Origin of the sequence: Psychromicrobium xiongbiense (assembly GCF_030271165.1) — a bacterium.
Taxonomy (GTDB): domain Bacteria; phylum Actinomycetota; class Actinomycetes; order Actinomycetales; family Micrococcaceae; genus Renibacterium; species Renibacterium xiongbiense.
Genome location: NZ_JASSZH010000024.1, coordinates 1 through 15,540, shown reverse-complemented (window position 1 = coordinate 15,540; position 15,540 = coordinate 1). Strand labels below are relative to the sequence as shown.

Sequence of the window (15,540 nt, the reverse complement as noted above, 5' to 3'; positions counted from 1 at the left end):
ATGAAGATTCCCGGTGCGCCACCGCCGTCGTTGCCTGAGCTGGTGCGAGTGGAGGATCGAGTGTCCTTCATCTATCTGGAGCGCTCGGTTGTTCATCGTGAAAGCAACGCGATCACCGCGACCGACGAACGCGGAACCGTGCACATTCCTGTAGCCTCCTTAGGCACTCTGCTGCTGGGGCCAGGGACGCGGGTGAGCCATCACGCAATGATGCTGCTTGCCGAGAGCGGATCGTCCGTGGTCTGGGTCGGAGAGCAAGGCGTCCGCTACTACGCCCACGGGCGGTCATTGGCGCGAAGTTCGAGACTGCTCGAGGCTCAGGCCAAATTGGTGTCCAACCAGAACTCGCGGCTCGCTGTGGCCCGTGAAATGTATGCCATGCGGTTTCCCGACGAGAACACCTCGGGGCTCACCATGCAGCAGCTCCGCGGAAAGGAGGGAGCACGGGTACGCGCTATCTACCGAGCAGAGTCCCAGCGCACTGGTGTTCCCTGGGACAAACGCAGCTATGACGTGGAGGATTTCTCCGCGGGAGACCCCATCAACCAGGCGCTGTCCGCAGCACACACGAGTCTCTACGGCGTGGTTCACTCGGTTATCGTTGCGCTGGGCTGTTCGCCGGGCCTGGGCTTTGTTCACACTGGACACGTGAGGTCGTTCGTCTATGACATCGCCGATCTCTACAAAGCTGAGCTGACCATTCCGCTTGCCTTTGACATCGCCGCTGAACAGATGATGGATGTGGGTGGCTCGACCAGACGTGCTGTGCGGGACGCTATGTATGGTGGAGCATTTCTCAAGCGGTGCGTCGCCGACATCCAACATCTCCTCCTACCTGACGACGACGCGGAGGACGTCAGCGAAGAACTCGCCGAAGATGTGGTTCTGCTCTGGGACGGAACCAAACGCGCCGTTCCGGGTGGTACTTCTTACGGCGGCGATTGATGGTTGTCCTGGTGCTTTCCGCGTGTCCAGCCGGACTCCGTGGATATCTGACCCGGTGGCTGCTCGAACTGTCGGCGGGAGTTTTCGTGGGCAGGGTTTCCAAGCGAGTTCGGGAACTCATGTGGGAGAAAGCGGTCTCCATGGTCGGAAACGGCCGGGCCATCATGGTGTATTCAGCGCGAAATGAACAAGGGCTGGAATTCAAGGTCCACGGGCACCACTGGACACCAATCGATTTTGACGGAATCACCCTATTGCTCCGGCTCGCCGATCCCGCAGATGCCCCCACGGCAAGCTCCACCATGGGGCGGCGTACCGGGTGGAGCAACGCTGCACGCCGCCGTCGATTCGGTCAGTCATGATCTTCGCCGAGGCTTCCCGCCCCCCTCCGGAAACCTCCCGGAAATAGCCCAGAACGCCGAGAAATATGACCAAAAACGCCAAATCCCGCGGAAAACGCCGGTCTTTTGGTCACGAATCGTGACATTGCTGGTATGTTCTCAGTCAGTGGCTGGAACAACCTGTCCCAGCGCAATCCCTAGTCCAGGAGGACCTCAATGGCTAAGAACCGTAGTGAACTTGTTGCTGAAGTTGCCGCCAAGGCGGAGACCAGCCAGGTTGCCGTGAACAACGTGCTGGATGCGCTGTTCTCTGTTTTCGAGAGCTCCGTTGCCGCCGGCGAGAAGATCACCGTTCCCGGCTGGCTCGCCATCGAGCGCACCGAGCGTGCTGCTCGCACCGGCCGCAACCCCCAGACCGGCGAGACCATCCAGATCCCCGCTGGCTTCAGCGTCAAGCTGAGCGCAGGCTCCAAGCTCAAGGCTGCTGTTGCCAAGAAGGCTCCGGCCAAGAAGGCTCCTGCCAAGAAGAAGTAACCGCCAGGAAGAAGTCCGCTTCTTCAGAGCGCGTATCGGGGACGGACCATGCGGTCCGTCCCCGAGCTGTTTAACCCCGTAGCCAGTCCCACAGCAAACCTCACCCGGCACCCCTTCCCAACACCCTGATTGGTCGCCTTGCCGCCGATGCCGGAGAATGGACAAGTGCCTTCCGCTAACCGTCCTGCTCCTTCCGCCCCGGTAGCCAGTAACCCGGTGGCCAGCGGCAGGGCAGGCAAAACCAACGGCAACGGCACACAGGAAGCCCCTCAGGTCCGCAGTCCCTGGCTGATCGCCGCTGCGCTGGTCACCGTCCTTGGACTGGTCGCCACCCTGATCTTCGGCGGAGCCGCCGCCAGCCAGACACTGCTCGACCCCGGCCCCCTGGTCCGCTGGGGACTGCCGGTCGTCCTGGCCATTCACAACGTCGCCCTGGCCTGCGTCGTCGGCGCCTTGCTCTTCGCGGTGGTCATCCTGCCGCGCAACGCCCAGCGGGCCAGCACACATGACAAGAGCGGCCAGAAAACGGAACTGCACCCCGCCTTCACCCGTGCGCTGGCCCTGGCCGGCGCCGCCTCGGTCGTCTGGACCGTGGCGGCCATCGCGGTGCTGATCTTCACCTACCTGGATCAGGCCGGCGTCGCGCTCTCCACCGGCCCGGACTTCACTCAGGGCCTGGTCTTCTTCATGACCCAGCTTCCGGCCGGACAGGCCTGGCTGGTCACCACGGTGATTGCCGCCATCGTGAGTACCTTCTGCTTCGGTGTGCGCTCGCTCACCGGCCTGGGCCTGACTCTGGTGCTGACCCTGATCGGCCTGGTCCCGCAGGCGCTGATTGGGCACTCCGCCTCCTCGACGGACCATTCCGGTGGCGTGAACTCGCTGCTGCTGCACATTACCGGGGTGGCGCTGTGGGTGGGCGGCCTGGTTGCGCTGGCCGTCGTCTCCGGAACCCTGCGCAGCACCGACCCGCGCAGTAGCGATGTGACCCGCACCGTCCTGACCCGGTTCTCCTCGCTGGCGCTGTTCGCCTTCGTGCTGGTCGCCGCCTCCGGTGTAGTCAACTCCTCCATCCGGCTCACCAGCTGGGGCCTGCTCTTCGGCTCCAGCTACGGCCAGATCATCCTGGTCAAGGCCGGCGCCACGGTGTGTCTGGGCGTCATCGGCTTCGTGCACCGGCAATGGCTCATTCCCCGGCTCGGGGACGGCGCCCCCACCGGCCAGAAGCCAGCTCGAACGCCTCATACCGCACTCAAGCCTCGCCGGGTCCTCTGGCAGCTGATCGGCGTGGAAGCGGTCCTGATGGGCTTCACCAGCGGCGTCGCGGTGGGCCTGAGCCGCTCCGCGCCCCCGCAGTCCACCGAAATCCTTTCCACCGCACCGCCCGTGGAGATCCTGACCGGGTATCCGATGCCGCCGGAGCTCACCCCGATCCGCTGGCTCACTGAGTGGCGGCCGGACTGGCTCTGGCTCACGGTGATCATCGGCGGCGCGGTCGCCTACTTGCTGGGCGTGCGCAAACTGCGCCAGCGCGGCGATTCCTGGTCCTGGCTGAGCACTGTCTCCTGGCTGGTGGGCCTGCTGGCGCTCACCTACATCACCTCCGGACCGCCCGCCGTCTACGGCCTCGTCCTCTTTAGCGCACACATGGTGGACCATATGGCGCTGACCATGGTGGCGCCGCTGTTCCTGGTGATGGGGGCGCCGGTGAGTCTGGCGCTGAAGGCGCTCACCCCGCGCGGCGATGGCGACCGCGGAGACGGCAGCCGGGGCCTGCGCGAGTGGATCCTCGTGGTGGTGCACTCCCGGTTCTCCGCTGTGGTGACGAACCCCTTGTTTGCTGCGGCCAACTTTGCAGGCAGCATCATCCTTTTCTACTACACACCGCTCTTCGGCTTTGCGCTGCGCCAGCATGTGGGCCATGAGCTGATGTACCTGCACTTCACCATCACCGGCTACCTGTTCGTGCTCTCACTGATCGGCCTGGACCCGGTGCCGCGCCGCTTGCCCTACCCGCTGCGCCTGGTCCTGCTATTGGCCACGATGGCCTTCCACGCCTTCTTCGGCGTCGCCATCATGTCTTCCAATGCCTTGCTGCAGGCCTCCTACTTCGGCAATCTGGGCCGCACCTGGGGGCTGTCCGCCATCGCCGATCAGCAGATGGGTGGCGCTGTGGCCTGGGGGATCGGTGAGGTGCCCACGGTCCTGGTCGCCATCGCCGTCGCCGTGACCTGGTCGCGTTCCGATGCACGGGAGACTAAACGCACCGACCGGGCGGCGGACCGGAATAACAATGCGGATCTGGCCGCTTATAACGACATGTTTGCCCGTCTGGCCGAGCGCGATGCCGGTCAGGTGCGGGCACAGGCCACCAGAAGTATGCCGACCCACAGCAACGAGCGAACCCCGAGCGCGCCAGCCCAGGATGATCCAGCCACAGGAGAACACGAATGACGCCCACCCTGCCTACCCGGATCCCGGCACAGCCGCATGCCCGCGTTCGCGCTTCGGAACTTCTTGGCCGCGCCTGGCTCAACACGGGCGGCGTCGAGCTGGATCTCGCGGCGCTGCGCGGCAAGATCGTGTTGCTCGACTTCTGGACGTTCTGCTGCATCAACTGCCTGCATGTGCTTGACGAACTGCGGCCGCTGGAAGCCAAATACGCGGATGTGCTGGTCACCGTCGGCGTGCACTCGCCCAAATTCGAGCATGAGGCGGATCCGGTGGCCCTCGCCGCCGCCGTCGAGCGCTACGAAATCCACCACCCGGTGCTGGACGACCCGGAGCTGCTGACCTGGCAGGCCTACACGGCGCGCGCCTGGCCCACGCTGGTCGTCATCGACCCTGAAGGCTATGTGGTGGCCAACCTTTCCGGTGAGGGGCACGCCTCCGGCCTGGAATCGCTCATCCCGGAGCTGATCGCGCTGCATGAGGAGAAGGGCACCCTGCACCGCGGCGATGGACCCTACGTGGCGCCGGAGCCGCAGTCCGGGACGCTGCGCTTCCCGGGCAAGGTGCTGCCGCTCACGGACACCGGCACCTACCTGGTCTCTGACACCGGCCACCACCGCCTCGTCGAGCTGGCCGCTGACCTTCAGACCGTGGTGCGGGTTATCGGCTCCGGGGTCAAGGGCTACCTGGACGGCGGAGCCGATAACGTTCAGTTCAACGAACCGCAGGGTCTTACCCGGCTCCCCGCCGAGGTCGCCGCTCAGGTGGGCTACGACGTCGTCGTGGCCGATTCGGTCAACCACCGTCTGCGTGGGCTGTCGCTGGCAACCGGCGAGGTGGTGACGGTGGCAGGCAACGGCGTGCAGCGCCTGCTGGATGCGGACACCCACTCCGGCGTGGACGATGACGGCGCAGGCACTCTGGGCCTGCTGCCCAGCGACCTGGCGCCGGGTGATCCGCTGGATCTGGCGCTCTCCTCACCCTGGGATGTGGTCTACTCCGAGGCGCTGGGCCAGGTGGTCATTGCGATGGCTGGCGTTCACCAGCTTTTCGGCTTCGACCCGGTGGCCCGGACCGTGGGAATTCTGGCTGGCACCGGTCTGGAAGGCCTGCTGGACGGCCCCGCCGAGGAGGCCTGGTTTGCCCAGTCCTCCGGCCTGGCCGCCGATGCCGCCGGGAACATCTGGGTGGCGGACTCTGAGACCTCCGCGCTGCGGGTGGCCCGTGTGTCTGCGGCTGAAGAGGGCCCGCGCCGGATCGTCTCCGTGGAGACCGCCGTGGGGGAGGGGCTCTTCGACTTCGGCTTCCGAGACGGCGATGCCAGCCAGGCGCGGCTTCAGCATCCGCTGGGCGTCGCGGTGCTGCCCGATGGCTCCGTGGCGGTTGCGGACACCTACAACGGGGCGGTGCGCCGCTACGATCCCGCCTCCGGGACAGTCAGTACCCTGGCCCGCGATCTCGCTGAACCCTCCGATGTACTGCTGGACGGCGAGCTGCTGCTGGTTGTGGAGGCCAACCGGCACCAGGTCGTCCGGCTGCCGCTCCCCGCGGAAGCCCTTGCCGTGGATGAAGGTGCAGCGCAGAGCCAGCGCCCGGCTACCGAGGTCGCTGCCGGAGACCTGGAGCTGCAGGTGCGCTTCAGTGCGCCGAGCGGGCAGAAACTCGACTTCCGCTGGGGTGACCCGACCCAGTTGAAGGTCTCCTCCACGCCGCCTGAGCTGCTCCTGGACGGGGGCGGAACCTCCACTGGCCTCAAGCGCACCCTGGTGCTCAATCCTGAGGTGGAGGCTGGCATCGTTCATCTGAGCGCCCGCGCGGCGGCCTGTGACGGGGAAGAGGGGGCGGAGATTCCCGAGTTTGCGGCCTGCCACCTCTACCAGCAGGACTGGGGGATCCCAGTGCGTCTGACGCCGGACGGCGCCACCGAGCTGGTGCTGGATCTGCGCGGGATGAACTGACCACTCCACCTCCCAACGGTCGGGACGCGAGAGCGAGAGGCGAGGGGCCCTAGTACTGCACCTTCGGCGTCACCGTGACGGTGTCGCCAGAGATGGCCAGCGTTGCGGTGAACCCGTAAGTCTGCGTGGTGTCCACATCCCGGAAGGCTCCGGTCGCCAGCACCTGCTCCTTGTACTTCACCTCAGCCTTGAAGGACAGCGGCGCCAACACCCAGGAACCGTTGTAGGCAGAGATTGCCGGAGTCGGGTACTCGGTGATCTTCCAGACGATCGGACTCACCACCCGGTTATTGCTGGTCACGCCGATCGGGCACGCCGTGGGCAGCAGCACCGCCTGCGTGGTGCAGGAGTCAAGATACGACTTCAGTGAACTGGAGACCTGGTCCTTGAGCTTCTGGCTAGCCTCCGTGGACAGCGCCAGCAGCGGCGCCTTGGACCCTGGCGAATTGACGATGGCGGTCTGCGGCTCCGCGTGGAACAGCGCCGTGTCCAGCCCCGCCTGGTAGCGCCCGGGGTAGAACGCGGCGAAGCTGGTGACCCCGTTCGGCAGCCCCACGGTGGCTCCGTTGACCTGCGCCTGGCCGGAATTGACCGTGCTGACCTCCACCACGGGCAACGGCGCCGGGACGAAGCGCCAGCTGCGGAAGAACATCCACTGCGTGCCGGCGGGTTCCAGCAGGAAGTCGGTGACGCCGGGCTTGCCGTCCAGAACGTAACTCAGCCGCACGTTGACCCGGCCGCCATCGCGCGCTTCCGGGCTGCCCACATGCACATCGCTCAACGACGATGCTGCCGCCTTGAGAGCCGCCCCGTCGAGCAGATCCGCAGCGGCGCCAGCGGGAATCTGGGGCCGCAGCAGGCCCATCGCCTGGCCGCCGTTGCCGTCCTGCAGCGCATGCACATAGTCGCGCACGGGCTGCTCCGGACCGTAGAGATTCGTGTTGACCAGCTGAATGGTGACAATCGCGGCACCCACCGTGAGCAGCGCACCAAAAAGCCACAGCGCTGCCACCCGGACCAGAAGTGTGCCCGGGGCCGGCGATTCAGCGGACGATGACGTCTCGGTGGCCGCCTTCTGCCCCGCGTCTGAGCGCCCCGTCTCTGAGCGCTGAGTGTCGGAATGCGTCACGGCTCAGCGGCGACGACTCGTGGTGCCGAAGATGTCCCGCATGAGATTCCGGCCCAGCGAGCTGCCCATGGAACGCACCATGGAGTTCAGCCCACTGCCCAGGATCCCGCCCAGTGCGCCCACCACATCAGCGCCCAGCCCGCCCCCCTGCTGGGCAGATGGCTCGGGCATCGGGGGGATCGGCATCGGCGGTGCGGGCAACGGCTCGGGAACTGTCCCCACCGAACCACCAGTGCTCGGCGCGCTCTGCGCCTGGAGCTTTTCGAAAGCGGAGAGGGGGTCCACCTCGGTGCCGTACTTGGGCAGCAGCGCAGAGGCTCCCACGGTGGCTTTCACCTGATCGTCCGGGCTGGGCCCCATGATGGATTCGGGTGCGCGCAGCCGGGTCCAGGCCACCGGTGTCGGAGCGCCCTTCTCATTCATCACGGTGACGACGGCCTCGCCGATCCCCGCACTGGTGAGTACCTTGTCCAGCTCGTAGTCGCTCACCGGGAAGGTGGAGACCGTCGCCTTCAGGGCTTTGGCGTCATCGGGCGTGAAGGCCCGCAAGGCGTGCTGGACGCGATTGGCCAGCTGAGCCAGCACGTCCTGCGGAACGTCCTTCGGCGTCTGGGTGACGAAGAAGATGCCGACGCCCTTGGAACGGATCAGCCGCACCGTCTGGGTGATGGCGGTGAGGAACGCCTTGGAAGCACCGTTGAAGAGCAGGTGAGCCTCGTCGAGGAAGAACACCAGCTTGGGCTTGTCCAGATCGCCGACTTCCGGCAGATCACGGAACAGATCCGCCAGCAGCCACATCAGGAACGTGGAGAAGAGCAGCGGTTTGTCCTGGATACTCGGCAGCTCCAGGCAGGTCACCACTCCGCGGCCGTCCGGTGCGATGCGCAACAGCTCAGTGGTATCGAACTCCGGCATGCCGAAGAACTTGGACATGCCCTGAGCCTCCAGCGTCACCAACTCGCGCAGGATCACCCCGGCGGTGGCCTTGGAGAGCCCGCCTAGGCCCTCCAGATCCGCCTTGCCGTCCGCGGAGGTCAGGAACTGGACCACGGCGCGCAGGTCCTTCAGATCGTAGAGCTCCAGATTGTGCGTGTCCGCATAGTGGAAGACCAGCTGCAGGCTGGATTCCTGGGTCTCGTTCAGGTCCAGCACGCGGGAGAGCAGGATCGGCCCGAAGGAGGTGATGCTTGCCCGGACCGGGACTCCGTTGCCATCGCCGCCCAGGGCCAGGAACTCTACCGGGAAGGCCTTGGCGGACCATTCCTGCCCCAGGCTCTGGGTGCGTGCGGTGAGCTTATCGCTCGGAGTTCCGGGCGTCGCCAGGCCGGAGAGATCACCCTTGATATCCGCCATGAAGACCGGGACTCCGGCGGTGGAGAGCTGCTCCGCCATCATGTGCAGGGTGACCGTCTTGCCGGTACCGGTGGCACCGGCCACCAGCCCGTGCCGGTTCATCATGGCCAGCGGGAGGCGGACCTGCGCCTCGGCGTGGACCTCGCCATCGACCAAGGCTGCGCCGAGGGCGATGGCGGGGGTGTCGAAGGTGTACCCCTCGGTGATGGTGCGGACAATCTCTTCCGTGCTCTTGGATGCCATGAAGAAAGACTACTAGCGAGAGGCGTTTTACTCGGGGAGTTTTTCCATCGAATGCTGCGGTATCTGCCGAAAAGGCGCGGCGGCACATATTGCAGCAGTCGATGACGGCGATCCTAGTTAAGAAGCGCGGCGCTGATGATCATCGCCGGAACGGCCAGTGCGGTGCTGAGCAACACGGTGTCCTTGGCCATCGCCACGCCCACCTGATAGCGGGACGCCAGCACAAAGACATTCTGTGCGGTCGGCAGCCCGGCCAGAATCACCACGGCGAGCACAAGTGGGCCTTCCAGGTGGAAGACGAACATGGCCAGCAGATAGGCCAGGAGTGGCTGGGCGAGAAGTTTGATACCGGTGGCCAGGAACACCTGTGCCCGGCCTTCAGGTTCGCGCAGCGGCCGGGATCCGAACAGGGACAGGCCGAAGGCGATCAGCGCGCAGGGCACGGCTGCTCCGCCGAGGATCTGGAAGGGTTGCAGCACCGGGGCCGGGAGCTTCCAGCCGTAGTCCTGCGAGAGCAGAGCCAGCACTGAGCCGGCCACCGCCCCGATGAGCAGTGGATTGGCTAGTACGCCCAGGATCAGCTTCCCCACGGGCAGTGACCGACGACGCCGCAGCACCTCCACCAGGATCACCAGAATCGGTTGGTAGATGGCCAGCTGGAACATGACCAGCGGAGCCACCAGGGCGGCATTGCCCAGAACATAGACCGCGATCGGCAGGCCCAGATTGTTGGCATTGGCATAGGAGGCGCTCATCGCCCCCACCATGAGCTCGCTGTCCAGGGGCTTTGAGCGCAGACGGTTGATCAGCAGATAGAGCCCCGCAGCGCAGAAGGCGGCGATGGCGATGGTCCACAGCGGCGGCCCGAACACGCTACGGAAATCCGCCTGGGAGAGCGTCTCCAGCAACAGGGCAGGGGTGGCCACAAAGAAGCTGAACCGGCTGAGCACCTGCTCTGCCCCGACACCCAGTACCGTGAATCTGGCCAGCAGATAGCCGACGGCGATCACCAGCCAGACCAGGGAGAAGCCGATCAGCACGCCACCCATCGGTTACACCTGCCCCTGAAGAACCTGAAGAACCTGAAGAACCTGAAGAAGGAGCGCGGGACGGGCTGATCCTGGAACGACACGCCCCTGGGCACGGGCGACGGAGGGCGGCAAGCTCCTAGGCCCTGGCAGCCAGCGGCGGACGGAGCAGCCCTTCGGTCAAAGCTTCGGCAGGGTCGCTGCCCTGGGCCACAATGTGATTCTGGGCGTCGACGTGCACCACGGTAGGCACGAAGGCGCGGGCTTCCTCAGTGCTCATCTGACCATAGGTGATCAGGATGACCAGATCGCCGGGCTTGACCAGATGTGCGGCCGGGCCGTTGATGCCCAGTACGCCGGAGCCACGCTCGCCGGCAATGGTGTACGTCTCCAGCCGGGCGCCGTTGTTGACGTCGACAATCGCGACCAGCTCGCCGGGCAGGATGTCTGCGGCATCGAGCAGGTCGGAATCCACGGTGACTGAGCCGACATAGTGTAAATCGGCATGCGTCACCGTGGCACGGTGAATCTTGGATTTAAACATCGTTCGGTTCATGACAGGTATAAGTGTATTCCGCCCCTGGTTATTCGCTGAACCCCTGATCGCCCACAGCGCAGTGGCGCTACCCTGGCAGCTGCCCTTTGGGTGTGCTGAGCTTGCGGCCGATGATCGCCTGTTCCAGGGCATCCACCACATCGGTCCGCGCCAACGGATTCCGGATCAGGGTGAAGTCAACCTCGCCCACCCGGGGGAGGTCGAACTGGTGGGTGATAGACACCAGATCATCCGGAATGAGCGTGGAGGGCATCACGGTAACGCCGATGCCGGCCCGCACCGCGGCGATCACCCCATTGATCTCCCTGGTGTTGCAGGTGATCCGCCAGGTCCGGCCGACGCTCTCCAGGGCATCGATGGCGAGCTTGCGGCTCAGGCTGGGGCTGGGGTAGGCGATAAGCGGCACGGGCGCCTGCGAGTCCAGCCGGGTCTGCTCCAGCCCTACCCAGGAGAAGTGGTCGTGGCGGACCACTTTGCCCTCCTGCGCGGGGGCATCGGAGTCGGCATCCACGCTGCCCTGCATGGCGGACACCCATTTGATGAACACCAGGTCCAACTGCCCCGCTTTGACCCGACGGTAGAGCTGGTCGCTCTGGCTCACGGTGAGCTCCAGATTGATTTGCGGATAGAGCTGGCGGAAATCGCGGAGGATCGTGGGAAGCCGGGTGTAGGCCAGGTCGTCGGCGGTCCCGAAGCGCAACCGCCCGCGCATGGCGGCACCGGAAAAGTAGCGGCTGGCATCATCCTGCGCGGCCAGAATGCTGCGGGCAAAGCCAGCCATCGCATCGCCGTTGTCGGTCAGGCGCACCGCACGGGTGTCCCGCACCACGAGTTGTCTGCCCGCATGATCTTCCAGTTTGCGAACGTGCTGGCTGATCGTGGGCTGGCTCAGGCCCAGTCGTTCAGCGGCGCGGGTGAAATTCAGCGTTTCGGCCACCGCCAGAAAGCTGCGCAGCTGATCGTTGTCGAACACAGGCGTCCTTCTCTCTGCGGTCATCTGCGCGGGCGTTGCCCGGAGCCATTACGAATCGTCATCGCAGTTAGAGCCATCATATGTCTTCAGAATGACACCGTCACTGGATACGGTGGAGTGACACCCCGCTACCTCAAGGATTTTCGTGGCTACCCCTGTCACCGGATCACTGCCTCTGCAGCTCCCGGACCCGTCCATTACCGCACCGATCCGCGCTGTCACCCAGCGCAGCAGCCTCAAGGGAACGTTTGCTGCCCTGAGCATCCGCAATTACCGGTACTTCACCATGGCTCACTTTGTGGCCGTCATCGCGCTCTGGATGCAGCGCATTTCCCAGGACTGGATCGTCCTGCAGCTCTCCGGCTCGGTCGCAGCCGTGGGCATCACTGTGGCGTTGCAGTTTGCCCCGACTCTGCTGTTCGGCCCCTGGGGCGGACTGATGGCGGACCGCTTCTCCAAGCGCACCCTGCTGATCGTCACGCAGAGTGCCGCGGGCGTGCTCGCCGCCGTGATGGCGACCCTGACCCTCAGCGGGCACCTGCAGGTCTGGGAGGTGTACCTGGTGGCGTTCCTGCTCGGTTTTGTCACGGTGGTCGATCAGCCTGCCCGGCAGGTCTTTGTCAACGAGCTCGTCGGACCGCACCATCTGCGGAACGCGATCAGCATCAACTCCTCGATCTTCCAGCTCGGTGGCATGGTGGGGCCCGCCATCGCCGGAGTCATGCTGACGGCGGTGGGTGGCGGCTGGGCCTTCCTGACCAATGCGCTGGCCTGCCTCTTCACGGTGATCATGCTGATCGCGATGAACACCAAGGAGTTGATCCTGGCCGCACCGGCGCCGCGCTCCAAGGGAATGCTGGCGGAGGGCGCCCGTTACCTGGTCAATAAGCCCGCCATTCTGTTTTCCGCCATTATGGCCGGGTTCGTAGCGGTCTTCGCCCTGAGCCTGCCGGTCATGATGGCGGCCTTTGCGGACAACGTCTTCCAGGTCGGCGCGGGTGGCTACGGGCTGCTCAACACGCTCATTGCGGTGGGTGCGCTGGCGGGTGCTCTGGCCTCTACGCGACGCAAGGAACTGCGCCTGCGCTCGGTGGTGACCAGTGCGGGTCTCTACGGGCTGGCCCTTGTGGTGGCCTCCTTCATGCCGGCCATGTGGAGCTTTTGCCTGGTTATGGTCTTCGCCGGATTCTCCTCGCTGATGTTCCTCACCGGAGCCAATCAGCTGGTCCAGATTTCCACCAATATGCAGATCCGTGGCCGCGTGATGAGCCTCTACGTCATGGTGCTGATCGGCGGTCAGGCGCTGGGCGGGCTGCTGCTGGGCTGGCTGACCGAGCACCTGGGCCCACATCTGACCCTGCTGGTCTCCGGCGGCGTACCCGCCCTGGCCGCCATCGTGGTCAGCCTGATTCTGGCTCGTCGGGGCGAACTCACGCTCTCGGTCAACCTGCGGTTCTGGCGTGCGGCCGACGTGGTGCGCATCGTGCACCGCTGAGGTTCTGTCGGAGGCCGGGGCCCTTCTCCGGCTGCGGGAATTCCTAGGTCACTCTTCCGGTTACACCCGGCAGAACAAACATGCAAACGCATGAATAGTGAAGGGAAAGTGGCCCGATGACGCAGAATGCTTCCGTTGAGCTGGGGCTCGACACCTTTGGCGATATGACCCAGAACCTGGACGGTACGGCCAGGCCTGCCGCGCAGGTGATCCGCGATGTCGTCGCGCAGGGGGTGCTGGCGGACCAGGTGGGCGTGGACTTCCTGGGCGTGGGGGAACACCACCGGGACGATTTCGCGGTGAGTGCACCGGATATGGTGCTGGCCGCCATTGCCTCCAAGACCAGCCGTCTCCGCCTCGGCACCGCGGTCACGGTGCTCTCCAGTGACGATCCGGTCCGGGTGTTTGAGCGGTTCTCCACCCTGGACGCGCTCAGTTCCGGGCGTGCCGAGGTGATTCTGGGCCGCGGCTCGTTCACCGAGTCGTTCCCACTGTTCGGCTATGACCTGAGCCAGTACGAGAGCCTGTTCACCGAGAAACTTGACCTTTTTGCCCAGCTGCTCGAGGAGAAGCCGGTGAGCTGGTCGGGGGAGTTCCGGACACCGCTGGAAGACGTGGAGGTCTACCCCAAAACCGAGTCCGGCAGGCTCCACGCCTGGATCGGCGTCGGCGGCAGCCCTGAGTCGGTGGTGCGCTCTGTCAAGTACCAGATTCCGATGATGCTCGCGATCATCGGCGGAGACCCCGGGCGGTTCCGCCCCTATGTGGATCTCTACCACCGCGCCTCGCAGCAGTTGGGTACGCCGATCATGCCGCTCGGCGCGCACTCGCCGGGTCATATCGCGGCCACGGATGAGCTGGCCCGCGAACAGCTCTACCCCTACTTCAAAGCCACCCGGGACAGGATCGGTGCCGAGCGGGGCTGGGGCCCCACCGGGCCTAAGGAGTTTGCTCAGGAGGCGGAGTCTGGCTCGCTCTACGTCGGATCCCCTGAGACGGTGGCCACGAAGATCGCCGCAACGGTCAAGACCCTGGGCCTGGACCGTTTTGATCTCAAATACTCCAACGGCGCGATGCCGCACGGGCTGCTCAGCGAGTCGATTGAGCTGTATGGGACGCAGGTGATTCCGAGAGTCCGGGAGCTGCTGGCCTGAGGCGGCTGCTCGGTTTCCTGGTCCCGGCTGGTTGGCGTGTGGGGCGGGACCAGATAGCAGGTCCCGCCTGGAGGCTTTACACGGCGGGACCTGGTGACGAGGTTGCGGGAAGTGAGGGGTCCTGGTTGGGGGCCGGGTTATCCACATTTCTGTGTGAGGGCTGTCATTTTGCTCTGATGTGACCGTAGGGTGGACTCAGCCCAGTTGACCATCCAATGGGCTAACCCGGAAGGTAGCCCCGATGGCAGGAACGCAACGACGTACGGCAAGGCATGATGCAGCAGGCCAGCGTTCGATGACGGCCTGGTCCTCGCAGCGTGTGAGTGCCGTTGTGGTATTGATGGTGGTCCTGGGTTTGCTAGCCGGATGCTCTGGCGGATCCGAGCCCGCAACGTCATCATCGGCCTCGGCACCCGTGACTGCCTCTCCTTCGGCTTCGGCAGCATCGACCACCACCGTAGCCGCAGCACCCTACAAACCAGCAGACCTGAACGGCCCGGCGCAGAACGTGCCTAAACCAGTCAAGCCTCCGCTGGCAGACGAGTTCTCCGAAAAAGGCCTGGATGCGTTCGTCCGGTACTGGTTTGAGACCTACAACTACGCAGCCCAAACTGGTGACACCGTGCTGGGCGATATTTTGGCAGACCCGACGTGCACATCCTGCAGCCAATTGCTGGGATCTTTCAAAACCGCGTACGACAAGGGGCACTGGATCGTAGGGCAGCTGACCAGGATCGATGCCGCACAGACCTACTTCACGCCTGGCACTGACGGCGCCTACCAGGAAGTTGTCCAGTTCAATCTAGCCGCAGGAAAGTACCTAACGGGCACCGGAATCGTGGGTAAGGAGACTCCAGAAGACCCTGCAATGGCGAAGATCTTCATCGCAAGCCATGCAAATGGCAAGTGGTTGATCACCAACATCGGAGTTCCCCAATGAGGCCGCTTCGTGCAGGACTCCTATTCGTCCTGTTTTTCGCGTCGTTGATGACCAGCATCGGCGCAGCGAATGCGGCTGGCGATGACGGGACCGGCACCAACACTGGATTCACTGACAGCGGCATCGCGACCGACGGATACCGCCAAGTACCCGGAAGCACCAAATGGGCCGAGTCCAATGCGATTGTTCCTGTACCAACTCACACGTATCGCTTTGAGGTGCTGTGTCAGGCGGACGCCCAGAACAGTGGTGATCCGGGTGCGTTCTGCCAGTCACAACTGAAATCGAACTGCACCGCCGGAACCAATGGCACCTACGTCCAGTGGTTCTACGCAGCGAAGAGCATCGAGCCACCCGCCTGGAAAAAGACCGGTACCCCCACGTGTGTCTACGATCAGAAACCCCAGGACATTCTGGAGCAGATTGCAGCCCAGATTCAG

The 15,540-nt window shown here is 64.7% G+C and carries 13 protein-coding genes and 1 pseudogene; 9 read left to right on the top strand and 5 right to left on the bottom strand.

Annotated elements, in window-relative coordinates; all coding sequences use genetic code 11:
* From cas1e to QQM37_RS09435, 5 genes are all read left to right on the top strand, one after another.
* Complete coding sequence (cas1e, locus tag QQM37_RS09455; protein WP_285726866.1) at positions 1 to 945, top strand: type I-E CRISPR-associated endonuclease Cas1e; 945 nt, start codon at positions 1 to 3, stop codon at positions 943 to 945.
* The gene (cas2e, locus tag QQM37_RS09450) at positions 945 to 1,307 is read left to right on the top strand and encodes a type I-E CRISPR-associated endoribonuclease Cas2e (RefSeq protein WP_285726864.1); all 363 of its coding nucleotides are present in this window, start codon (positions 945 to 947) and stop codon (positions 1,305 to 1,307) included. The genes cas1e and cas2e overlap by 1 nt, the downstream gene beginning before the upstream one ends.
* A gap of 195 nt (positions 1,308 to 1,502) precedes the next feature.
* Positions 1,503 to 1,820 carry an HU family DNA-binding protein gene (locus QQM37_RS09445; RefSeq protein WP_285726862.1) on the top strand — a complete coding sequence of 106 codons (318 nt, stop codon included), beginning with the start codon at positions 1,503 to 1,505 and terminating at the stop codon, positions 1,818 to 1,820.
* A gap of 147 nt (positions 1,821 to 1,967) precedes the next feature.
* Positions 1,968 to 4,274, top strand: a complete 2,307-nt coding sequence (locus tag QQM37_RS09440; RefSeq protein WP_420030152.1) for a bifunctional copper resistance protein CopD/cytochrome c oxidase assembly protein — start codon at positions 1,968 to 1,970, stop codon at positions 4,272 to 4,274.
* Positions 4,271 to 6,229 (top strand): NHL domain-containing thioredoxin family protein, encoded by a 1,959-nt coding sequence (locus tag QQM37_RS09435; protein ID WP_285726860.1) that lies wholly within the window; start codon positions 4,271 to 4,273, stop codon positions 6,227 to 6,229. Before QQM37_RS09440 ends, QQM37_RS09435 begins: the two co-directional genes overlap by 4 nt.
* Before the next feature lie 49 nt (positions 6,230 to 6,278).
* Here QQM37_RS09435 and QQM37_RS09430 read toward each other — a convergent pair whose 3' ends face one another.
* The 5 genes from QQM37_RS09430 to QQM37_RS09410 form a co-directional block, all read right to left on the bottom strand.
* Complete coding sequence (locus QQM37_RS09430; RefSeq protein WP_285726857.1) at positions 6,279 to 7,358, bottom strand: hypothetical protein; 1,080 nt, start codon at positions 7,356 to 7,358, stop codon at positions 6,279 to 6,281.
* A 3-nt stretch (positions 7,359 to 7,361) separates the two neighbouring features.
* The gene (locus QQM37_RS09425; RefSeq protein WP_285726856.1) at positions 7,362 to 8,954 is read right to left on the bottom strand and encodes a helicase HerA-like domain-containing protein; all 1,593 of its coding nucleotides are present in this window, start codon (positions 8,952 to 8,954) and stop codon (positions 7,362 to 7,364) included.
* Positions 8,955 to 9,067: 113 nt separating this feature from the next.
* On the bottom strand, positions 9,068 to 10,003 hold the full coding sequence (locus QQM37_RS09420) for an AEC family transporter (protein WP_285726853.1): 936 nt from the start codon (positions 10,001 to 10,003) through the stop codon (positions 9,068 to 9,070).
* A 118-nt stretch (positions 10,004 to 10,121) separates the two neighbouring features.
* On the bottom strand, positions 10,122 to 10,538 hold the full coding sequence (gene panD, locus QQM37_RS09415) for an aspartate 1-decarboxylase (RefSeq protein ID WP_285726850.1): 417 nt from the start codon (positions 10,536 to 10,538) through the stop codon (positions 10,122 to 10,124).
* Positions 10,539 to 10,605: 67 nt separating this feature from the next.
* Complete coding sequence (locus QQM37_RS09410; protein ID WP_285726848.1) at positions 10,606 to 11,511, bottom strand: LysR family transcriptional regulator; 906 nt, start codon at positions 11,509 to 11,511, stop codon at positions 10,606 to 10,608.
* A 145-nt stretch (positions 11,512 to 11,656) separates the two neighbouring features.
* Between QQM37_RS09410 and QQM37_RS09405 the strand changes: the two genes are divergently transcribed.
* The 4 genes and pseudogenes from QQM37_RS09405 to QQM37_RS09390 all read left to right on the top strand — a co-directional run.
* Positions 11,657 to 13,006, top strand: coding sequence for an MFS transporter (locus QQM37_RS09405; protein ID WP_285726846.1), 1,350 nt, complete (start codon positions 11,657 to 11,659; stop codon positions 13,004 to 13,006).
* 116 nt (positions 13,007 to 13,122) lie between these two features.
* Positions 13,123 to 14,160, top strand: a complete 1,038-nt coding sequence (locus tag QQM37_RS09400; protein ID WP_285726844.1) for an LLM class flavin-dependent oxidoreductase — start codon at positions 13,123 to 13,125, stop codon at positions 14,158 to 14,160.
* A 415-nt stretch (positions 14,161 to 14,575) separates the two neighbouring features.
* On the top strand, positions 14,576 to 15,100 hold the full coding sequence (locus QQM37_RS09395) for a DUF6318 family protein (RefSeq protein WP_285726842.1): 525 nt from the start codon (positions 14,576 to 14,578) through the stop codon (positions 15,098 to 15,100).
* Positions 15,101 to 15,147: 47 nt separating this feature from the next.
* A pseudogene (locus QQM37_RS09390) lies at positions 15,148 to 15,540 on the top strand (hypothetical protein); the annotation flags it as partial.